General features: G+C 39.4%; 21 protein-coding genes. 13 read left to right on the top strand and 8 right to left on the bottom strand.

Annotated features, from left to right (window positions below; all coding sequences use genetic code 11):
• Positions 1-47 precede the first annotated feature (47 nt).
• The 5 genes from fur to AC1HJP_RS05545 form a co-directional block, all read right to left on the bottom strand.
• A complete protein-coding gene (gene fur / locus AC1HJP_RS05565) occupies positions 48-491 on the bottom strand; it encodes a ferric iron uptake transcriptional regulator (protein WP_480360897.1) in 444 nt (147 codons plus the stop codon).
• A 102-nt stretch (positions 492-593) separates the two neighbouring features.
• A complete protein-coding gene (gene fldA / locus AC1HJP_RS05560; protein ID WP_058029914.1) occupies positions 594-1,121 on the bottom strand; it encodes a flavodoxin FldA in 528 nt (175 codons plus the stop codon).
• 14 nt (positions 1,122-1,135) lie between these two features.
• A complete protein-coding gene (gene ybfE / locus AC1HJP_RS05555) occupies positions 1,136-1,414 on the bottom strand; it encodes a LexA regulated protein (protein ID WP_058029913.1) in 279 nt (92 codons plus the stop codon).
• Positions 1,415-1,416: 2 nt separating this feature from the next.
• Positions 1,417-1,638, bottom strand: a complete 222-nt coding sequence (locus AC1HJP_RS05550) for a DUF2788 domain-containing protein (RefSeq protein ID WP_058029912.1) — start codon at positions 1,636-1,638, stop codon at positions 1,417-1,419.
• 85 nt (positions 1,639-1,723) lie between these two features.
• Positions 1,724-2,482 carry an alpha/beta fold hydrolase gene (locus tag AC1HJP_RS05545; protein ID WP_480360894.1) on the bottom strand — a complete coding sequence of 253 codons (759 nt, stop codon included), beginning with the start codon at positions 2,480-2,482 and terminating at the stop codon, positions 1,724-1,726.
• Positions 2,483-2,608: 126 nt separating this feature from the next.
• On the opposite strand from AC1HJP_RS05545, the gene seqA reads away from it, so the two are divergent.
• From seqA to AC1HJP_RS05490, 11 genes are all read left to right on the top strand, one after another.
• Positions 2,609-3,151, top strand: coding sequence for a replication initiation negative regulator SeqA (gene seqA, locus AC1HJP_RS05540; protein WP_480360892.1), 543 nt, complete (start codon positions 2,609-2,611; stop codon positions 3,149-3,151).
• A 9-nt stretch (positions 3,152-3,160) separates the two neighbouring features.
• Positions 3,161-4,798 carry a phosphoglucomutase (alpha-D-glucose-1,6-bisphosphate-dependent) gene (gene pgm, locus AC1HJP_RS05535; RefSeq protein ID WP_480360890.1) on the top strand — a complete coding sequence of 546 codons (1,638 nt, stop codon included), beginning with the start codon at positions 3,161-3,163 and terminating at the stop codon, positions 4,796-4,798.
• 71 nt (positions 4,799-4,869) lie between these two features.
• A complete protein-coding gene (astE, locus tag AC1HJP_RS05530; RefSeq protein WP_480360888.1) occupies positions 4,870-5,904 on the top strand; it encodes a succinylglutamate desuccinylase in 1,035 nt (344 codons plus the stop codon).
• 247 nt (positions 5,905-6,151) lie between these two features.
• Positions 6,152-7,369, top strand: coding sequence for a thiamine pyrophosphate-dependent dehydrogenase E1 component subunit alpha (locus tag AC1HJP_RS05525; RefSeq protein ID WP_475160719.1), 1,218 nt, complete (start codon positions 6,152-6,154; stop codon positions 7,367-7,369).
• Positions 7,369-8,346, top strand: a complete 978-nt coding sequence (locus AC1HJP_RS05520; protein WP_058029906.1) for a transketolase C-terminal domain-containing protein — start codon at positions 7,369-7,371, stop codon at positions 8,344-8,346. The genes AC1HJP_RS05525 and AC1HJP_RS05520 overlap by 1 nt, the downstream gene beginning before the upstream one ends.
• 9 nt (positions 8,347-8,355) lie before the next feature.
• Positions 8,356-9,915 carry a dihydrolipoyllysine-residue acetyltransferase gene (locus tag AC1HJP_RS05515; RefSeq protein ID WP_480360885.1) on the top strand — a complete coding sequence of 520 codons (1,560 nt, stop codon included), beginning with the start codon at positions 8,356-8,358 and terminating at the stop codon, positions 9,913-9,915.
• 260 nt (positions 9,916-10,175) lie between these two features.
• The gene (locus AC1HJP_RS05510; RefSeq protein WP_480360883.1) at positions 10,176-13,163 is read left to right on the top strand and encodes a TonB-dependent receptor; all 2,988 of its coding nucleotides are present in this window, start codon (positions 10,176-10,178) and stop codon (positions 13,161-13,163) included.
• A 98-nt stretch (positions 13,164-13,261) separates the two neighbouring features.
• A complete protein-coding gene (locus AC1HJP_RS05505; protein WP_480360881.1) occupies positions 13,262-14,287 on the top strand; it encodes a proline racemase family protein in 1,026 nt (341 codons plus the stop codon).
• A 168-nt stretch (positions 14,288-14,455) separates the two neighbouring features.
• Positions 14,456-15,466 carry an ArsJ-associated glyceraldehyde-3-phosphate dehydrogenase gene (locus tag AC1HJP_RS05500; protein WP_480360878.1) on the top strand — a complete coding sequence of 337 codons (1,011 nt, stop codon included), beginning with the start codon at positions 14,456-14,458 and terminating at the stop codon, positions 15,464-15,466.
• A 5-nt stretch (positions 15,467-15,471) separates the two neighbouring features.
• Positions 15,472-16,665, top strand: coding sequence for an organoarsenical effux MFS transporter ArsJ (gene arsJ, locus AC1HJP_RS05495; protein ID WP_480360876.1), 1,194 nt, complete (start codon positions 15,472-15,474; stop codon positions 16,663-16,665).
• Positions 16,666-16,770: 105 nt separating this feature from the next.
• The gene (locus AC1HJP_RS05490) at positions 16,771-17,526 is read left to right on the top strand and encodes a substrate-binding periplasmic protein (RefSeq protein WP_480360874.1); all 756 of its coding nucleotides are present in this window, start codon (positions 16,771-16,773) and stop codon (positions 17,524-17,526) included.
• A gap of 37 nt (positions 17,527-17,563) precedes the next feature.
• Here AC1HJP_RS05490 and AC1HJP_RS05485 read toward each other — a convergent pair whose 3' ends face one another.
• Positions 17,564-18,085 carry an NADPH-dependent FMN reductase gene (locus AC1HJP_RS05485; protein WP_480360871.1) on the bottom strand — a complete coding sequence of 174 codons (522 nt, stop codon included), beginning with the start codon at positions 18,083-18,085 and terminating at the stop codon, positions 17,564-17,566.
• Between the two features lie 170 nt (positions 18,086-18,255).
• On the opposite strand from AC1HJP_RS05485, the gene AC1HJP_RS05480 reads away from it, so the two are divergent.
• Together AC1HJP_RS05480 and AC1HJP_RS05475 are read left to right on the top strand one after the other, a co-directional pair.
• The gene (locus AC1HJP_RS05480; protein WP_480360869.1) at positions 18,256-18,984 is read left to right on the top strand and encodes an energy transducer TonB; all 729 of its coding nucleotides are present in this window, start codon (positions 18,256-18,258) and stop codon (positions 18,982-18,984) included.
• A gap of 34 nt (positions 18,985-19,018) precedes the next feature.
• A complete protein-coding gene (locus AC1HJP_RS05475) occupies positions 19,019-19,915 on the top strand; it encodes a LysR family transcriptional regulator (RefSeq protein ID WP_480360867.1) in 897 nt (298 codons plus the stop codon).
• A 28-nt stretch (positions 19,916-19,943) separates the two neighbouring features.
• On the opposite strand, the gene AC1HJP_RS05470 is transcribed toward AC1HJP_RS05475, so the two are convergent.
• Both AC1HJP_RS05470 and AC1HJP_RS05465 read right to left on the bottom strand, forming a co-directional pair.
• Entirely contained in the window at positions 19,944-20,594 is a 651-nt protein-coding gene (locus AC1HJP_RS05470; RefSeq protein ID WP_138478653.1) for an outer membrane protein, read from the bottom strand.
• Positions 20,595-20,696: 102 nt separating this feature from the next.
• Complete coding sequence (locus AC1HJP_RS05465) at positions 20,697-22,031, bottom strand: serine hydrolase domain-containing protein (protein WP_480360865.1); 1,335 nt, start codon at positions 22,029-22,031, stop codon at positions 20,697-20,699.
• Positions 22,032-22,097: the final 66 nt, after the last annotated feature.

The raw sequence follows: 22,097 nt of genomic DNA, 5'->3' as shown, positions 1-22,097 counted from the left end.
ATTTACATTAGAGCAATAAAAAGCCGACTTACGTCGGCTTTTCAAATTTAGCTATTTTCTTCAGCGTATTTTTTACACGCTTCTGCATCTTCACATTCACCGTAAAGATATAAAGAGTGGTTAGTCAATTTGATACCATTTTGAGTCGCAATCTCAATTTGTCGGGTTTCGATAACTTCATCTTCAAATTCAACAACCTTGCCACACTTCAAGCATACTAGGTGATCGTGGTGAGTGCTGCCCGCTAATTCAAAGACAGATTTACCACCTTCAAAGTGGTGGCGAGTAACAATGCCTGCATCATCAAACTGGTTTAAAACTCGATAAACTGTTGCAAGGCCAATTTCCTCGCCTTTATCTAATAAAATTTTATAAACGTCTTCAGCGCTGATATGTTGATTATCAGGAGACTGCAAGATTTCTAAAATTTTAATTCGTGGCAAAGTAACTTTTAACCCTGCTTTCTTCAACTCTAAGTTATGATCAGTCATTATCTGTCTCAGTAATTTTATTAATTCTATTTTACTCTAGCAATGAGCACGACTTCATTACTAAAGGTAACGTGCATTGACTATAAGTGCAAAACTTATTGATTAGTCAACAAGTTCACTTAGGCACATTTCATCAAATACTTGTGCACACCATGCTTTAACACGTTGCTCTGTTAACTCTGGTTGACGGTCTTCATCAATACCCAGACCAACAAAGTGATTATCATCAGCCATCGCCTTAGAAGCTTCGAAGTCATAGCCTTCAGTAGACCAGTGACCTACAACAATAGCACCTCGCTCAGTAACGATATCGTTGATCATGCCCATTGCATCAAGGAAATACTCAGCATAATCTTCTTGGTCACCACAACCGAAAATAGCAACTAGCTTGCCTTCAAAATCAACTTCTTCAAGCTCAGGGAAGAAATCATCCCAATCACACTGTGCTTCACCGTAATACCAAGTTGGAATACCAAACAGGATTAAATCAAACTCAGCAATTTCTTCTTTACTACTTTTAGCGATGTCTTTTACATCAACAAGCTTTTTACCAAGCTCTTTTTGAATCATCTTAGCAACGTGTTCAGTGTTACCAGTATCGCTACCGAAAAAAATACCTACGCTTGCCATGTAATACTTACCTTCTATCTATTATTCGCTAATTTCTCTTGCAAAATGGTTTCTATCAGTGCGCTTCTACTGATATTTTGCGCTTGTGCCATATCACTTAGAGCTTGGTAAAGCTCAGAGGATACTTTGAACTCAATACGCTTTAACCCTCTTGCCTTATCACGTTTGATCTGGTTCCGCTTATTAACTTTTAACTGCACTTCACGTGGAAGCGGGTTAGTTTTAGGACGACCAGGACGTTTTTCATTTTCAAAAAGATCGATTGTTGTACGATCTGTTTCTGACTTGGCCATGTTTATCCTACGCCAGCGCCTTGCCAAAATGCTTGTATAAGCCCTTTCGCAATAAAACCTGAACAGCCTAGAAACAATACGAGCCAAACAATATATCGACCAAATTTAGGCACATCACCTTTTTTTAAAACATCGTTGATTGCCATTCCGATAAAGAAAAAGATGCCTGCTAAACCGAAATACAGTCCCATAGTTTCAAACTGTTGAATATACTGATTGGCCATACTTGCTCTAACTAATATTTAAACGGCGGCTACTATACCATAACCGAGTATCATAATTTAATAGTGTGAGTGAAAAACTCGCTAATTATTGAAGAAAATCAATAATTGACCGATTTACGGCTTGTGGTTTTTCAGCATGCAGCCAATGACCAGCGCCATGGATGACTTTTGCTTTCGAATTTGGAAATAATGAGACAATTGCTTCTCTATGTTCAGGCAATATATAGTCTGAATTATTCCCTTTAATAAACAAGGTATCACATTGGCAAGAATGAGTCTCATTAATATTTGAAATGATATTTGAATAGTTTTCAACAATGGTATTTAAGTTGAATTTCCAAGCGTAACCGTTTTCAAATTTAGTCAAACTTTTTAATAAGAATTGTCTAACACCCATCTCATCTATAAATTCTTTCATTATTGTGTCTGCTTCACTTCGCGAGCTTACACCTTTTTCCTGAACAGATTGCAGCGCATTAATAATTGCATTATGGCGAGGGTGGTAATCAACAGGTGCAATATCAAGCACCACAAGCTTGTTAACACGTGCTTCATCAAGCATGGCTAATTGCATTGCAACTTTGCCGCCCATGGAATGGCCGATTATATGCGCTTTTTCTATATTTAATTCATCAAGCAAATTGAGCACATCTCGAGCCATAGCAGTGTAACTCACTTCATCTTCATGGAAAGATGCCCCATGATTTCTTAAATCTAAATTAATGACAGTGTAATGTTCGCTAAGGGCTTTTGCGATAACGTTAAGGTTCTCTAGTGAACCGAATAGGCCATGCATGATCACGACAACGGGACCAGCACCTGTTTGCTTGAAATTTAATAGCATTTTGCACTCCGATAAATTATGAGGTAATTTTGCCAGTGTATTGGTGAAATGCAAAGGCATAGTGTCTTGGCTCATTTCATTATATAATCAGCTCGATGCACCAAAATCAGTAATGACAGGAAAAGCATGAAAAAAATAGAAATAGATGACGAGCTTTATCAATATATCGCCAGTAATACACAAAGCATTGGTGAAAGTGCCTCAGACATTCTGCGTCGTTTATTAAAGTTATCACCTAACACATCTTCAGAAGTTGATGATGTTGTCTTAGAAGAAGAATCACAGCAAGAGACAGTTGAAGAACAAAGCGTCACAAAAGTGACCACTAAAACTGCTAATGTTTTTAATATTCTTAATAAAGAAGAGCTCGCAATGCAAAAAGGTGTAGTAGGCCGCTTCTTATTTATTTTAAGTGCATTACACCGCACCCATAAAGACAGCTTTGATTCAGTATTAGAAATCAAAGGCCGTGATAGAATTTATTTTGCGAAAAGTAAAGAAGCTTTATTAGAAAGTGGCAGCAGTATGAACCCTAAGAATATCGCAGACAGTGAATATTGGGTCATGACCAATTCTAATACCACACGTAAGAAGATGATGTTACATGAGGTTGCCCTAGGTTTAGGGTACAAAGAAGCTGAAGCTGAAACTATTAGAGATTACCTATAAGGACGTTTTATGTCTATCCATCCAGGTGCTGGCAAACCAGCAAAGCACGACACATTAGTGAACATACCAAAACTTGTCTCGGCTTATTATTTAAATGAACCCGATTTAGAACAAAACCCTGAGCAATGTGTTGCTTTTGGCACATCAGGCCACCGTGGATGTTCGTTAAATGTTAAGTTTAACGAGTCTCATATTTTAGCTATTACACAAGCTATTTGTGATTATCGAAAAGCAAATAATATCTTTGGCCCATTATTTTTAGGCAAAGATACGCACGCATTATCAGAAGCTGCGTTTAACTCAGCCATAGAAGTGTTAGTAGCGAATGAAGTACAAGTCATTACGCAAGAAAATGATGACTATACACCAACACCTGTGATCAGCCATGCGGTCGTGTGTTACAACAAAGCGCATCCACACGAATTAAGTGATGGTATTGTTGTCACGCCCTCGCACAATCCACCTGAAGATGGTGGTTTCAAATATAACCCACCAAATGGTGGCCCGGCTGATACTGATATCACCAAGTGGATCGAAGACAGAGCCAATCAGTTATTGCTGGAAGATTTAGTCGAAGTTGAGTTATTTCCTTTCGCTAAGGCTAAGCAATCTGGCTTCATTAAGTACGAAGATTTAATCACACCTTACGTTGATGATTTAATCAATATTGTTGATCTAGACGCTATTGCAAAGGCAGGTGTAAAAATTGGTATTGACCCACTAGGTGGTTCTGGTATCAATTTCTGGCCTGTAATTAAAGAAAAGTACGGCCTAGATTTAACAGTTGTAAACCCTGAAGTTGATCCGCGTTTTGCATTTATGCCTTTAGATAAAGATGGCAAGATCCGTATGGACTGTTCGTCACCTTATGCGATGGCAAACTTAATTGCGTTAAAAGATGACTTCGATATTGGTATCGGTAACGATCCAGATTATGACCGCCATGGCATAGTAACCAAAGATGGTTTGATGAATCCAAATCATTTCTTAGCAGTGGCGATTGATTATCTACTTACTCATCGTGATTGGGCGAAAGACATTAAAGTGGGTAAGACATTGGTGTCTTCGGCAATGATCGACAAAGTAGTTAAGTCACTTGATAAAGAAGTGTTTGAAGTACCAGTAGGCTTCAAATGGTTTGTAAAAGGTTTAAGTGAGCAGTGGCTTGCATTTGGTGGTGAAGAAAGTGCCGGCGCGTCATTCTTGCGTCGTGATGGTAGTGTTTGGAATACCGACAAAGATGGCTTTATTTTAGGCCTACTTGCAGCTGAAATATTAGCTGTAACCGGTAAAACACCATCAGAGCGTTATAAAGAACTTGAAGCAGAATTCGGTGCGCCTCTTTATAAACGTATCGATGCCCCCGCTAATGCTGCGCAAAAAGCGAAATTAAAAGCGCTGAGTGCTGCAGATGTGACTGCAGATACACTAGCAGGTGACAAAATTGTTGAAAAACTAACTGAAGCACCAGGCAACAAAGCTGGTATTGGTGGTTTAAAAGTCGTGACTGAATCTGGCTGGTTTGCAGCTCGTCCATCAGGCACTGAAGACATTTACAAAATTTACCTTGAATCTTTCAAAGGTGAAGCGCATTTAGCGTTACTAGAGCAAGAGGCCAAAGCACTGGTTGATTCAGTAATTAGCTAAACAATTTATTCTATAAAAGCCATGCTCAAGCATGGCTTTTTTATTTATACACTCTCACAAAAGGGGACAGTATGTACCTTGAAACACTTAAAAAGTCTGGTGACTTTTTATCGATCACTCGTGAAAACGAATTTCATTTAGAGCCAACTTCATTTGTCCTATCAAATGGTACGCAAGTTGATGTACTTGATACGGGCGTTATTAAATTCACACCTAGTGCAAAAACAACAAAAGATATTGTTTTATCAAGCGCGGTTCACGGCAATGAGACTGCACCCATTGAAATTTGTGATGAACTGATCCAAAACATTATCTTAGGAAAATTAGAACTTAAGCAGCGTGTGCTATTTATTTTTGGTAATCCTAAGTCAATTAATATTGGTGAGCGATTTGTAGAAGAGAACTTGAACCGTTTGTTCAGTGGTTCGCATAGCAAAGGGGATGTGCACAATGCAGAAAGAGACAGAGCAAAAAAATTAGAAACTTATGTGTCTGACTTTTTTAATGAGTTAGAAGCTGGACGTTATCGTTGTCACTATGATTTACACACAGCTATTCGAGGTTCAAAAAACGAGAAATTTGCAGTTTATCCGTTTTTAAATGGCAAGCCTTGGAAAAAGTCACAACTTCAGTTTTTACTTTCTTGTGGTGTTAACACCGTGTTAATGATGGCAGCACCTGCAACGACATTCAGTTATTTTTCTTCAAATGAATTTGGCGCTGATGCGTTTACCATAGAGCTGGGTCAAGTTAAGCCTTTTGGTGAAAATGATATGGCGCGCTTTGAGAAAACCAAACAAACTCTGACTGCATTAATTAGCCAAGAAAAAGTCGAATATAAGGAATTTAATTCTGATGACTTTGAGTTGTTCGAAGTGTATCGAACGATTAATAGAACACAAGAAGCATTTAGCTTTACTTTCCCTGACAGCGCAGTGAACTTTACAGGCTTTGCAAAGGGTGAGTTGTTAGCAAATGACGGCGAAAAGCAGTATTTTGCAGAAGTTGAAGGTGAAGCCATTATTTTCCCAAATGCTAAAGTTGCACTAGGTCAACGTGCATTATTAACCGTTATTCCTATGCAAATTAATGAAAACTTCATATAAGTAACTGAATTAAAAGCTAATAACATAGCGTATTCTTTTCTTTCCAGTAATATTTATGCAAATTAAGTGTTATTCATCTATGATCAGTTGAATAACACTTTACGTTAACGTAAAGTGTCGATAGGTTTAATTTAAACCAATTGCATAAATCGCACAGATTATTCATAAAACAACATAGCGAACGAATAAATACTTTTGAGTAGTTATTTGCATGCAAATGGATAATGACAACAAGAGAAGGTAGGTTATGATTAACCCGAATAACATATCTCTAAATATCAGCCACGCGCTGGAATTTATTGATGGCCATGCATTGAATATCCCCACCTTAAAAATTCTCGGTGACAATGGTGAGATCCTTGATGGTGCAACCGCACCAGAGCTAGATAAAGAAACAGCATTAAAAATATATAGCACTATGCGCTTCATTCGTTTACTAGATGAACGTATGCAGGCTGCACAGCGTCAAGGTCGTGTTAGTTTTTACATGCAATGTCTTGGTGAAGAAGCCGCAGTGACAGCAAGTGCTGCAGCGCTTAAACATGATGACATGATCATGGCCCAATACCGCGAACAAGCAGCGCTTGCTTATCGTGGTTTTAGCCTAGATAACTTTATGAATCAAATGTTCTCAAATGAACTAGATTTGGGTAAAGGCCGTCAGATGCCAATCCACTATGGCTCTAACGAACTTAATTATATGACGATTTCTTCACCACTTGGTACGCAAATCCCGCAAGCGACTGGCTATGCATATGGTCAAAAACTGAATCATATTGATGCTGCAACCGGTGAACTAGCGTCTGAAATCGATAACGTGACGATTTGTTATTTCGGTGAAGGTGCTGCATCTGAAGGTGACTTCCATGCGGGGTTAAACATGGCTGCTGTCCACAAAGCACCAGTTGTTTTCTTTGCGCGTAATAATGGTTATGCGATTTCAACACCAGCAGATGAACAATTTAAGGGCGATGGTATTGCTGCGCGTGGTGTCGGTTATGGTATTAAGACTATTCGTGTTGATGGTACTGACACACTGGCGGTTTATGCAGCAACACAAGCAGCACGTAAAATCGCAGCAGAGCAGGGCGAGCCAGTATTAGTTGAATCGATTGCTTATCGTTTAGGCGCTCACTCAACATCAGATGATCCATCTGGCTACCGTAGTAAAGATGAAGAAGCAGAATTCAGAGCAGCTTGTCCAATCGAGCGATTCAAAAGCTGGCTATTAAAGCAAGGCTGGTTAAACGAAGCAGAAGACGAAGCGGCAAAAGATAAGATCCGTGAAGAAATCCTAGCTGCATTGAAGGTTGCCGAGAAAGTTCAGAAACCAGCATTAGAAGAATTAGTTTCTGATGTATACGACACGCCAATTCCAGCGCTTCAAAAACAATACGAAGAATTAAAAGAACATATCAAGCAACATCCAGAAGCGTACCCAGTGACTGCAGGGAGAATCAAATAATGGCTAAAATGAACATGCTACACGCCATTAACTCGGCGCTAGACATTACCATGGCAGAGCATCCGCAAGCGTGTATCTTCGGTGAAGATGTGGGTTATTTCGGCGGTGTGTTCCGTGCGACATCAGGTTTACAAGAAAAATACGGCAAGCACCGTGTATTCAATACACCTCTGACAGAGCAAGGTATTCTTGGTTTCGCAAACGGTTTAGCTGCTTTTGGTGCACCGGCACTGGCTGAAATTCAGTTTGCTGATTACATCTTCCCGGCGTTCGATCAAATCGTGAACGAATCAGCTAAATTCCGTTACCGCAGTGGTAATGAGTTCAATGTTGGTAATTTAACAATTCGAACCCCTTACGGCGGTGGTATTGCGGGCGGTTTATACCATTCACAATCTCCAGAAGCATACTTTGCGCATACACCAGGTTTGAAATTAGTTGTACCTCGTAACCCTTACCAAGCTAAAGGCTTATTACGTGCATGTATTAAAGACGATAACCCGGTTATTTTCTTTGAGCCTAAGCGTTTATATCGTGCCTCAGTGGGTGAAGTACCTGAAGAAGATTACGAAATTGAACTAGGTAAAGCTGAAGTTGTAAAAGAAGGCTCAGATGTGACACTACTTGCTTGGGGTGCTCAGATGGAAATCATCGAGCAAGCTGCTGAAAAAGCAGAAGAAGCAGGTATTAGTTGTGAGATTATTGACTTACGCAGTATTCTGCCTTGGGATGTTGAAACCATTGCTAAATCCGTGACCAAAACAGGTCGCTTGATCATCAGTCATGAAGCACCGATCACCAATGGCTTTGGTGCTGAGGTTGCTGCAACTATTCAGCAAGAATGTTTCTTACATCTAGAATCGCCGATTTTACGAGTATGTGGTTTAGATACTCCTTACCCACTGGCACTTGAAAAAGAATATGTACCAGATGCACTTAAAGTGTTCTCTGCGATTAAAAAATCGGTTGAGTTTTAAGGATTAGTCATGTCAAAAGAATTTATCTTACCAGACATTGGTGAAGGCATTGTAGAGTGCGAAATTGTAGAGTGGTTAGTCTCAGTCGGTGATGAAGTAAAAGAAGATCAGCCAATTTGTGACGTGATGACCGACAAAGCGCTAGTACAAATTCCTGCTGTCCACGATGGTGTGATTACACAGTTACACTATGAAAAAGGTGAAATTGCTAAAGTGCATGAGCCGCTTTTTGCAATGGATGTAGCGGGTGCAGCACCTGCCGAAGTAGCTACTGATACTCAAACATCATCAGACACTTCAGGTTCACATTTAGAAGACTTTATTCTTCCAGACATTGGTGAAGGTATTGTTGAGTGTGAAATCGTAGAGTGGTTAGTCAGCGAAGGTGATACAATCGTTGAAGACCAGGCAGTTTGTGATGTGATGACAGACAAAGCCTTAGTGCAAATTCCAGCTAAATACGATGGTGTGGTTGAAAAGCTTTACTATCAAAAGGGTGAAATTGCGCAGGTACATAGTCCGTTATTCCAAATGCGTTTAGCTGGTGGTAATGGTAATGTTCAAACTTCTTCTGTAGCTGAAAGTAAGCCAGCAGCAAAAGCTGAAACACGAAATACAGCAGTCAAAACACAGTTACCTAAAAACGGCAAAGCAATCGCGTCTCCAGCTGTTCGTCGTTTAGCGCGTGAGCAAGATATCGATATTAATTTGGTACCTGGCTCTGGTAAAAATGGCCGAGTGTATAAAGAAGATATTGCTCGTTTTGTTAATGGTGAAGCTGAGCAACAAGCAGTTGTTGAAACTAAACCAGTTGCAACAAACACTGCGCCAGTTTCTGAGGTTGCTCAAGCAGTTACTTCAGGAGGCACGCGTGTAGAGCCTATTCGTGGCATGAAAGCAGCAATGGCAAAGCAGATGGTTGCATCGGTATCGACCATTCCACACTTTACATTCAGCGATGAAATCGACTTAACTGACCTGATCGCGCTTCGCAAAGAGCTCAAAGAGCAGTATGCGAAAGAAGGTATTAAGCTGACTATGATGCCATTCTTTATTAAGGCACTTTCGCTTGCGATTAAAGAGTTCCCAATTGTTAATTCACAAGTAAACGATGATTGCACTGAGATCACCTATTTTGATGACCACAATATCGGTATGGCTGTAGATTCAAAACTTGGTTTATTGGTGCCAAATATTAAAGGTTGTCAGAGTAAATCTATAGTTGATGTTGCCCAGGATGTAACACGCTTAACTGATGCAGCTAGAGAAGGACGCGTTTCACCTGATGATTTGAAGGGCGGCACAATTTCGATTTCGAATATAGGTGCAATTGGTGGTACAACTGCAACGCCAATTATTAATAAGCCTGAAGTGGCGATTGTGGCATTAGGTAAATTACAGCACTTACCGCGTTTTGATTCACAAGGTAATGTCGTTTCTCGTGCAATTATGCAAGTCAGTTGGTCTGGCGACCACAGAGTTATTGATGGTGGCACAATTGCTCGATTCAATAATCTATGGAAGGCTTACCTAGAAAACCCTGCGAAAATGATGATGGCAATGCGCTAAGTTATTTTCAAAATATACTTTAAAAGCCCCGCCCTGTGCGGGGTTTTTTGTTAATGCCCACTTCACGTTTTTATTCTAATTCTACCTTGCCGATATTTCTTTTTTGTACCTGTTAAGCCTTAATTTATGAGCAAATGTATATTTTGTTACATATTCCAGTTAACAAAAGATCAAATAAAATATTGTATACAATATAAATTGTATGTATTGTGTTAAGCGTCATTATGAAAAACGCAAAACTCACAGGAGTAGGACAACTCATGAAGTACAATAATAAAAAAGGTAACTATCTAAGTAAAAGCCTTGCAGCTACTGCAATCGCTGCAGCATTAAGTTGGCACGCGCCGACTTTAGCTGTAGATGGTAGCAGTCTTGTTAAGGGTCATATCGAAGCAAGTACGGGTTCTGATATTATTGGTGCAACATTGACTTTCAAACACAAAACTAAAGGTTTGAAATATACAGTGACAACCAATGCTGAAGGTGAGTACTTGTTACGTAATGTACCTGTTGGTACTTACGACGTAACAATCGTCAAAGATGGTTATCAAAGTGTACTACAAGAAAATGTAAACGTTACCATTGGTCAATCTATGATCATTGATGCACAAATGTCGCAAGCTGGTCAAAATATTGAACGCATCGCTGTAACAGGTGCTTCAATTCGTCGAGTTGATTTAAGTAACTCGACATCAGGTGTGACATTCAGTGATGAAGAATTAAACATGATGCCTGTAAATACGGGTTTCGAAAGCATTGCACTACTTGCACCGGGTACGTCTGCGCCTGGTGGTAGCAGTTTTAATGGTGCATCAAGCTTTGGTGGTGCGTCATCAGCTGAAAATGGCTACTACTTCAATGGTTTAAATGTTGCTTCAATTAAAACAGGCCTAGGTTCAATTCGCTTACCTTGGGAAGCAATTTCTCAAACGCAAATCAAAACGGGTGGTGTAAGCCCTGAGTTTGGTGGTGCAATGGGAGGTATCGTTAACGCAGTATCTAAATCGGGTGAGAACGATTTTGATTTTGGTGCAGAAGTGCGCTGGGATCCTTCAAGCTTAGAGTCTCATCATGATTCTATCTTCCAAAGCAATGGCACTATTTCTACAAATAATCAACGCGATGAATACGACTTTAAAGAGTTTCAGGTATGGGCTTCAGGCGCATTAGTTGAAGATAAACTTTTTGCCTATGCATTATTTTCACCACGTCGTTCAGATAGTGAAGGCGCAGGACAAACAACCTTTAGCTCAACATCAACAGAAGAAGACCGTTGGTTTACTAAGTTAGACTGGTTCATCAATGAAGATCATTCATTTGGTTTCTCAGCGATGAATAACAAGCGTACTTGGGATACAACTAACTTTGTCTATGATTGGCAAACGAATGTCATTGGCGATCAAAAAGGGGTTGCTGCACCAGGTGAAGATGGTGGTAAAGTTTTCAGTGTGAACTATAACGGCTACTTAACAGATACTATGTCAGTGTCTGCTGTAGTTGGTCAGGTTACTGAGAATGTTGAAAATGTGGTTGCATCGACCGATCCTGGTGTATGGGATTCGAGAAATGGTTGGACAACATTAAGCCAACATACAACATCAACTGTATCTGAAGAGGAATATGTTCGTGAGCAAGCGCGTGTAGATTTTACGCTTGATTTAGATGAGCATGCTTTACAGTTCGGTATCGACTATAACAAAGTAAAAGTTAAATTTAGCTCAGGTCAAAATGGTATTGGCGATGGTATGGGCTGGTGGGAAATCAAAAACGCAGGTGTTGATGATATCTCAGGCGCGGCTGAAGGTGACTCTTTCATCGAACGACGTGTTAGAACACGTGATGTAGATTCTGATTCAACTTCAATTGCGTTCTATATTAATGATACTTGGCAAGCAACTGACAATTTAGTGCTTAATTTAGGTCTACGTTATAGTGAATTCGAAAACACGGTAACAGATGGTCGTGCATACGTTGATATGAAAGACCAAATTTCGCCTCGTCTTCAAGCAATCTATGACTTACACGGTGATGGTACAGCTAAAGTGTTCGCAACATTTGGCCGTTATTACCAACCTGTTTCTGCAAACATGAATATCACGCAAGGCTCTGCGTCAGTTGAATGGTTCGAATACCATGAAATGGGCGATGTAAATGCAGATGGTACGCCAGTACTGTTAGCTGATGGTTCACCAAGTCGTGGCGATATGTTACGTGACCGTCGCTGGCGTCAACGTGGTATTACTGAACCTGGCCTTATCGCTTCTTCAAGCTTGAAACCTATGTATTCTGATGAAATCACCATTGGTTATCAGCAGGAAATTTTTGACACTATGTCAGCGGGTGTACGTGTGGTTCACCGTGACCTAGGTCGCAGTGTAGAAGATACAGATGTAGGTCCTGTACTTGCTAAGAAATTAGCTGAAATGGGTATCACAGATAATGTGGGTCAAGGCTCATATTATGTGTTGAACAACCCAGGTGAAGCGATTGAAATGTCTTATGACTTTGATGGCGATGGTACAGTTGATGTAATTAACTTATCTGCTGAAGAGCTAGCTTTACCTGCAGCAGTACGTAAGTACACAGCGGTTGAGTTCACTTTAGATGGCAACGTGACGGATGATTTAAGAATTAATGCATCTTACACTTGGTCTAAAAACTACGGTAACACAGAAGGCCTAGTTAAAACTGATAATAACCAGGCAGATCCAGGTTGGACGACGTCATACGACTATGCTGACCTAATGGACCATGGCTACGGTAACTTACCAAATGACCACCGTCATGCATTCAAATTTTCTGGCTCGTACAATATCACGGATAACCTAATTGCTGGTTTAGTTGCTCGTACTACTTCAGGTCGTCCGCAAAGTTATTTCTCAGTACACCCTAAGAATGTCGATAGTTGTGCAGAAGGTAACCCTTGGGACGCATGTATCAGTCGTTACTATGATCATGCCTCACACTATGACGAAAATGGTAACCCAGCACCTCGTGGTAGCGCAGGCACACTACCATGGGTAACGAATGTTGACCTTTCAATGTCATATTTCACAGAGCTAATGGGTAATGAAGTATCACTGAAAGCCACCGTTTATAACTTATTGAATGCTGATAGTGCATTAAACATCAACGAAGAACGTACTCGTTATGGCGATGATGGTATTGAGTTAAACCCAGACTACGGCATGGTGACAGGTCGTCAAGCGGCACGCTATGTCTCACTGACTGCACGTATGGTTTTCTAATCTCCCTGAAAATACCCGTGCGCGCTGAGCGAAGTACCTACGCTCAGCATTCACCCAATGCCAAGCTTGCTTGGCATTTTTCGATCTAAGGAAGTTTCATGTCAGATTTTATTAAACAATTAGAAACACTAAACATTCAGTCTGGGACACAAATAAAGTGCATTGATATGCATACAGGTGGTGAACCGCTTAGAGTTATTAAAAGTGGCTTTGCGCCCATTAAAGGTAAGCGCATCCTCGATAAACGGCTTGAATGTCTTGAACATCAAGATCAATTAAGAACAGCCATTATGGGAGAGCCAAGAGGTCACTCAGATATGTATGGTGCTTTGATCACTGAAAGTGAAAGAGTAGACAGTGATTTTGGTGTGTTATTTTTGCATAACGAAGGTTATAGCACTATGTGTGGTCATGCCATTATTGCACTGGCTACATTGGCTGAAAAATCAGGCCATTTTAAAGTAAAAGATGCACTAAAAATTGACTCACCAGCAGGGCAGGTAACTGCCTATTATAAAAATGGGCAGGCGTATTTTGATAATGTTGCAAGTTTTGTAGTGAAACTCGATCACCAAATTAATCATCCTGTTTTTGGGTCTTTTACAGCTGATGTTGCTTTTGGTGGCGCCTATTATGCTTATGTAGATGCAGACAAGCTGGATATCTCGTTGTCAAAAGCAAATGCCGCTAAATTATCTGAGCTTGGTGAAGAAATTAAAGCTTTAGTTAACGCCTCTTTAGCGCTTTCACACCCAGAAGATGAAAGTTTGAGTTTTTTATATGGTGTGATTTTTTACTCGTCATCTCAAACAAAAGACAAAGAAAGCCATAGCAAACATGTATGTATATTTGCTGATGGTGAGCTTGATAGAAGCCCAACAGGCACTGGTGTGAGCGCAAGAGCGGCAATACTTCATGCTAGGGAGCAAATAAAAGTGGGTGACAAAATTACCATTGAAAGTATTGTTGATAGTAGTTTTGATATAACAATCCAAAAAGAATCACAATTTCATGGTTATAACGCTGTAATACCACGAGTATTTGGTACTGCATATATCACTGCATTCTCTAACTTCGTTTTAGAAGACTCAGATCCATTCAAATATGGTTTTTTTCTAAAATAATCCGCTCTAATCACCCAGAACGAAAATTAAACTTGAATATATGGAAAATCGAATATATGATTTTTCATATATTTTGAAGGTGACACCTTTTTCTTCAAAATTAGTAACCACATTTTCAAGAAAGTTGACCATAATCGATGTGTCTTCGTTTAATTTCTGGGAGTTAACATGAGTATAAAAGTTGGAATTAATGGCTTTGGCCGTATGGGTCGCTTAACTATGCGTGCCTTATATGACACTACAGGTATCGAGATAATTCAGATCAATGACCCAGCAGGCAATGCTGAAACACTGGCGCATCTGATGAATTTTGACTCGGTGCATGGTCGTTGGAGCCATGAAGTGGATTTTGCAGGCGATACTATGGTTATCAATGGTCACAATATTTCAGTTACTCATAATAAAACCATTGAAGCGTCTGATTGGTCAAGCTGTGATTTAGTGATTGAAGCGTCAGGTGTGATGAAAACAAAGGCTAAGCTACAAGCTTATTTTGAACAAGGTGTGAAGCAGGTCGTCGTAACTGCGCCTGTGAAAGAAGAGGGTGTATTAAACGTAGTGTATGGCGTAAACCATGATTTATATGATGTTGAAAAGCACAATATTGTGACCGCAGCGTCATGTACAACGAACTGTTTAGCACCGCCAATTAAAGTATTACAAGAAAAAATTGGTATTGTGCATGGTTCAATGACCACTATTCACGATATCACCAATACTCAAACCATCCTTGATGCGCCACACAAAGACCTTCGTCGTGCAAGAGCATGTGGTATGAGTTTGATCCCAACAACGACGGGGTCTGCAACTGCAATTACACATATATTTCCAGAATTGAAAGGTAAACTAAACGGCCATGCTGTTCGCGTACCGCTGGCGAATGCATCAATCACAGATTGTGTATTTGAAGTAAGCCGTGCGACCACTGCTGAAGAAATCAATGAATGGATGAAAGAAGCGGCAGAAGGAGAGCTAAAAGACATTCTAGGTTTTGAGACTCGTCCACTTGTGTCGATTGATTATAAAACTGATCCAAGAAGTAGTGTGGTTGATGCGCAGTCAACCATGGTCGTGAATGGTACGCAAGTAAAAATGTATCTGTGGTACGACAACGAATGGGGTTATGCAAATAGAACTGCAGATCTAGTTCGTTATGTTATTGAGCAAAAGTGGGGATAATCTAGATGTTGTCCAAACTTTCGGATGACATAAAACAATATTTACTCATCACCAGTAATTATTGGGCGTTCACATTAACAGATGGGGCGCTCAGAATGCTGGTGGTGTTGTATTTCTATCAGCTTGGTTACAGTGCACTTGAAGTCGCCATGTTGTTTTTGTTTTATGAATTCTTTGGTGTTGTGACTAACTTAGTCGGTGGCTGGCTAGGCGCGCGCCTTGGTTTAAACAAAACCATGAATCTGGGCTTGTGCATTCAAATCTTCGCACTGGTCATGCTTGCTATTAACCCTGAGTGGTTAAGTGTTGTTTATGTCATGTGTGCTCAGGCATTATCTGGCATTGCAAAAGATCTCAATAAAATGAGCGCCAAAAGTGCCATAAAGAAATTAGTCCCTGAAGACGCTGATGGCGTTTTGTATAAGTGGGTTGCAATCTTAACGGGTTCTAAAAATGCGCTAAAAGGAGTGGGTTTCTTTCTAGGCGGCTTACTTCTGACCTTGTTTGGGTTTCAAGGTGCGTTGTGGTTAATGGCGAGTATGTTAACACTTGTTTGGCTATTAAGTCTGTGGCGATTAAAAGCAGATTTGGGTAAGAAGAAAGCAAAACCTAAATTCACCGAAATGTTTTCAAAAAGCCCGCAAATCAACAGACTTTCAGCTGCGAGATTATTTCTATTTGCAGCAAGAGACGTATGGTTTGTAGTTGCTCTGCCGGTGTATTTTGTCAGTGAACTAGGCTGGCAAAGTAGCACAGTAGGTACGTTTATGGCTGTGTGGGTCATTTTATATGGCTTAGTACAGGCAAATGCTCCCAAAGTAACTGGCAGAGATATGGCGTTAACGCAAAGTAAGCAATCAGCGCTGTCATGGGTAACAACCCTTGCAGTTATTCCGGCAATGATAGTATTGGGTTTAGATTCAAGTTTCTCACCAGAGCTTATTCTTGTTGGTGGTTTGCTAATTTTTGGTGCTGTATTTGCGATTAACTCATCATTGCATAGCTACCTGATTGTCAGGTGTGCAGACAGTGACGGCGTATCAATGGATGTAGGCTTTTATTATATGGCTAATGCTGCAGGGCGCTTAACTGGTACTGTATTATCTGGTGTTATGTATCAATACTATGGCTTAAGCGCCTGTTTATTGGTTTCGTCAGTGATGTTAGGCATTGCTATAGTGCTAACTAAGCGACTTTAATCTCTTTTATAAAACCCAGAAGCTTAGATTCTGGGTTTTACTTCCACTTTTTATCCATAATTATCAACTACAGTTAATTTAGGCTTGATAACGATTGGTGTCACATTGAAAAAGTTAATATATATCTGCGTATTATTCTTAGTATCTATACTTTCAATTTTACCTGTTTCGGCGAAACAAATCACTTTGTCAGTTGGAGAGTGGCCGCCTTATATGGGCAGTGATTTACCGAATAACGGTGCCATTGCTGAGATAATTACCGAGGCATTTTCAGATATCGGATATCAAGTTGATTTTGAATTTTACCCGTGGGCGAGAGCGATGGAGCAAGCACAATTAGGGAGAGTTGATGGCACCGGTTTATGGCTTAAAACTGAGTCTAGAGAAAGTGAATTCTATTTTTCAGAGCCAGTATTAGAAGAAAAGCATGTATTTTTTTACAACCGAACTAATAAGCCGAAACTAGATAGCTTTGAAGCATTAAAGTCGTATAGCTATGTTGGCCTTGAAGATTTCAGTTATGGCATCGATCTAGATAACATTATTCGAGCGAAACAAATCAACATGCACAGAGTGTCTAATGATGAACAAGCATTTGGCATGTTATTAAAAAACAGAGTATCGATTTACCCACAAGAAATGGCGGTAGGTTACTATTTGTTGCGTCAGCATTTTTCAGAGCAAGATATGAAAAAAATAGGGCATATCGAACAGCCGTTCATGCGAAAAAACAGCCACATCATTTTATCGAAAGCTGATAAGAATAATGCCGATATTTTGAAAATGTTTGATGAGGCTTTACTAAGAATGAAACAATCAGGTCGATATGAACAACTTTTATCAAAAGTAATCAAATTCTAAATTTGAGCTGTGTTTAATACACAGCTCATAGAAGGTTTTATAGTGACGCAGTGATAGTTTTGATTTGATCTACAAGCTCTTGGTTTGTTAACTGACCGGTTTCTAAGTCGAAATTATCATAGAAACTCGGCACAGAAAGTGAGCCTTTGACATCCATCGCAAAAAACTGAGATGAACCAACTGCAGAAGCGAGTACGCTTTGCGCACCACCAGGACCTGGTGAAGTTGCTAATAAAATGACCGGCTTGCCTTGGTAAACTTTCATATCAATACGTGACATCCAATCAAAGATATTTTTATAAGCCGCGGTGTAAGAGCCATTGTGCTCAGCAAATGAAATAACAATGGCATCTGCTTCACCAATTTTTTTGAAAAAAGTTTGCGCTTGTTCTGGAATACCTGATTCATTTTCACGATCTGAGCTGTAGATTGGCATTTCAAAATCGTTTAAATCTAATAATTCAACGTCTGCGTTTTCAATTTGGTTTGCCGTGTACTGAGCCAGTTGTTTGTTAATTGATTGACGGCTGCTACTTGCTGCAAATGCTAATACTTTCATGATTTCTTCCTCATTTATTAAGTGATGAGTCTTCAATTCATTGCTCGACTCGATGAAATATAGTCTATATTAAGAATCTAATAAGTTTAATAGCTGGTTTATACTTTCACTATTTCCATATGAGTGCTAATGTACCTATTTGAGAAGAAATACTATCTATGCGAGGGAATATGAAACGCTTTTTATTTATACCAGCCACTTTAATACTTGCAGCTTGTCAATCTACGCAGTCAACACCGAGTTATTGTGAACAAAATCCGCAAGCATCTATCTGTGATATCAATAGTTATTCTAGCAGCGCTTTGGACGCGCTATTTGAGTTGCAAGACAAGCCAAAAAAACGGGCTTTTGCGATGTTCCATAGTGGGAATGGTGGCGAGGCAATGGGATATGCGTATGGATATCGTGCCCAAAGTGATGCAGATGCGCGAGCTCTTAAAGAATGTAATCGCCGATTACAAAAGATGAAGATGACAGGTGAATGTCAATTAATTGATCTTTCATCAAAATCTGGAGTCAATTATGCAGATGTGCAAATTAGTGATTTAACACAAAACAAAGTAGAACAAAATTGGAAGTATTATCAACAAAATACACCATTATACCCAGTTGCACTTGCAAAAAATGGTATTTCAGGGTGTGCAGTGTTTGAAGCAAAAGTTACTGAAGGTGGTAAGTTGGTTAACCCAGAAATCATAGCGAGTAATAACAAGCCTAGGCTTAATAAAGAAGCGCATTCATTATTAGAGGAGTCATTGTGGTTACCTGTCAATAATGAAACTAGGGATAAAGAAGTAAAAAAGATGAGAGTAGATTATTGTATGGGCGGAAAATCACTCATTGAAGCTAAAGCACTATGTAATAAACAGGTTCAACAGGCTTGTTCAAGCAAGCTATGACTAGCTAACGTTGTTAAGGGCTTATATATTTTACATGCAGCAAACAAAGTTATTTGAAGGCATCGAGATTTTCTCTGAAGTGGTTAAGCGCGGCAGTTTTGCAAGTGCCGCTCTGCAATTAGGTCATTCTAATTCTCATATTTCTAAGGAGATTAATAAATTAGAAGCACGGTTAGGAGTGAGATTGTTAAATAGAACCACACGTTCTTTGGCACTCACACCTGAAGGTGAGGCTTATTATCAGCAATGCTTACAATTAATAAGTGACGCACAAGACGCCTTCAATCTTGTCACGCAGGGAGACGATACGCCAAAAGGTAATTTAAAATTGAGTTGCCCAATTGGACTATATCGCTCCCATATACAATCGATATTGGTGAAGTTTTTAAAGCTTTATCCAAATATAACACTTGATTTAGATCTAAGTGATAAACGGGTCGATTTGGTTGCAGATGGTTTTGATCTTGTGATCCGAGCAACGCCTGCATTAGATGAATCTAGCCTCATTTGCAAAAAGATTTACGCCTGTCCAACTTATGTTGTCGCATCAAAATCTTACATCGAACAATACGGGCAACCTTATCATCCAAAAGAGCTAATTAATCACCACTGTATAGGTTACAGTAACCATAAGAACCCTGGTAAATGGACATTTATGCCAGTCGATGGCGAGCAATTTACTGTTGATGTGAAACTCAAAGCACTTTGTAATAATGGAGAAGCTGAAACCGCGCTGGTCGAGGCAGGCATAGGGATCACGCGTTTACCTGAGTTTTATCTATCGGATGGTATTGCATCTGGGAACTTACAGATCCTTTTCGAAGAATATCAACAACCAACAGTGAATGTTTACGCGGTTTACCCAAGTAGAAAGCACCTGTCTTCTAAAGTCAGGCGCTTTATTGATATGTTAAGCAATGAGCTTCAGTAATGTTTTAGAAACTTGCTTAAGACTGAGGTTAGAAGTTAACGCCAACAAAAATTGCAAAGTTACTTACATCATAGTCTAAGTTTACTTTTTCTGTAAATTGACCATCTTTTTCTGTTTTGTCCGATGCCATATTAGTAATAGAGTATTCTAAACCAAGATAGATGTTTTCAGACGCTAAGTATTTAAGCCCGAAACCATAGTAAAGGTCATTGCCATCTTCGCTATCTTCTTCAACAACACCAGGAAAATAACTATCTGTACTTTTCGCTTTTAAATCCCATGCAGCAATACCTACTCGGCCATTGATAAAAAATTTATCGTTGATTGGCCATTGAGCATTAACCCCCAGTGTGGTTGACGAACTTTTGATTTTATCGTTAATGGTGTCATTAAATTCGTCAACATAGGTATGATCAGTTTCGCCGAATTGATTGTGACCAATTTCAACACTAAAGTTGTTAGTAAATTGATAGCCTAGTCTTACGCCAAAAGAGGTTGTATTTTGACTCGGTTGCTTATAATACTCTTTACCAGAATCATAAGGGCTTGAATATTCGAAACTTGATTCGAATTCTTGTTTTGCTTTACCAAGAAGAATGTCTGTGTAAATGTTATTATTTGCAAAAATTGATGGTGATAAAAAAAGAGCAGAAGTAAGAGCTATAACTGTTTTACGCATTATTGTCCTTTTTACGTTTAATTCTTATGTTAAAAGTTGGCCCTAATAAGGGTGCGGGGATTATAGTTAAAATTAATAAAATGTACACCGAAAATAATGAGACTAAAGCGAGATTACCCTTTTTAATGCTTGCTTAGCACGAGTTGATTCTGGGTTGAGATCAGCATTTAGCTTTAAAAATGCTAGAGCAGCTTGTTGTTCGTTAGCATCAACCAGCTCATATGCAAATCTGATTAATTGACGCTCACTAAACCCTTCGTGTTTCGCTACCAATGTCTTATACCAAGCGATTGAAGTAGAGTTTCCTTGCTCTATGATCATTCTATAGAGTTTTTGTGAAAGCCTTAATTCAGGTTGTTTATATGCTTTGTCATAGATAATACTCAGCACCTTTTCGGTGATTGGTGTCATGGGCGCACCGCCCGTATTATCAAGCAATACAACTAAAGTGTCGTCCTCTAACACACGACTGATATTGGCATTAAAGCCAGGGATCATACCGCCATGATGTACTCGAGTGAGAGGTTTACCAAATTGCTTTTCTGGGTAGTTATCAACCAACCAGCCCGCTGCATAGTTTCTATGTTCTGTGACTTGATACAACACTGAGGTTAAAGGTTTAGATAAGATTTTGTTTTCAGCTAAGCCTCGGTCCCAAAGGTACAAATCCATGGCTGTTGAATACATACTGCCAGCAGAAAAGGGCACGGACATGTCTATATGGCTTGCGTGTTCTAAACGATTTAAATGTCGTTCATAACCAGTCACCCGATTGTTTATGACAGAATATTGTTTGTTAAACCCAGAGTTATTCATATCTAGCGGCTTTAGAATCTGCTGTGTTAAAACTTCACTATAAGATTTACCCGTTACTTGTTCGATGACTTTACCTAAAATGGTATAACCCGCATTGCTATATCTGAACTGGGTACCTGGATCGAAGTTTAAATCTTCGCTGCAAAATTTTGAGATAAACTCGTCAAGTGTGAAAGGATTTCTTGCTTCAACGGCTTTGTAGCCATCAAGGTGAAAGAAGTTGCCAAGGCCCGATGTGTGATTTAGTAACTGTCTAATTGTAATTTTCGAGCCAGTATCAACTCTGTAACTTGGATAGTATTCGATTAGCTTTTCATCCAGCTTTAGCTTTTTTTGCTCAACAAGTTGAAGTATCAACATGGCTGTAAATTGCTTAGTTATTGAAGCGATTTTGAATTTACCTTCAGCAGTATGACTAATGTCCCATTCAAAGTTAGCTTTGCCATAGCCCTTATTAAAGAGCACCTTTCCTTTATGACTGACCAACGCGACACCGTTAAATTGTTCTAATTGGTGATATCGAGTCAGTAGCTTGTCTATTTCTTTGCGCTTGATTTCATTTGCTACGCTTAAAAATGAAGCAAAAAATATAAGTAAACAAAGTATTTTTGTACGCATCATGCATTTCCCTAAATTAAACACATATTTAATCTAACGACTTTCAAACTAATTGAAGAGTGATTTAAA

It is taken from the genome of Pseudoalteromonas sp. NFXS53, assembly GCF_056629255.1.
The sequence above is the reverse complement of the archived record's forward strand: the minus strand, read 5'-3'. Positions and strand labels throughout refer to the sequence as shown.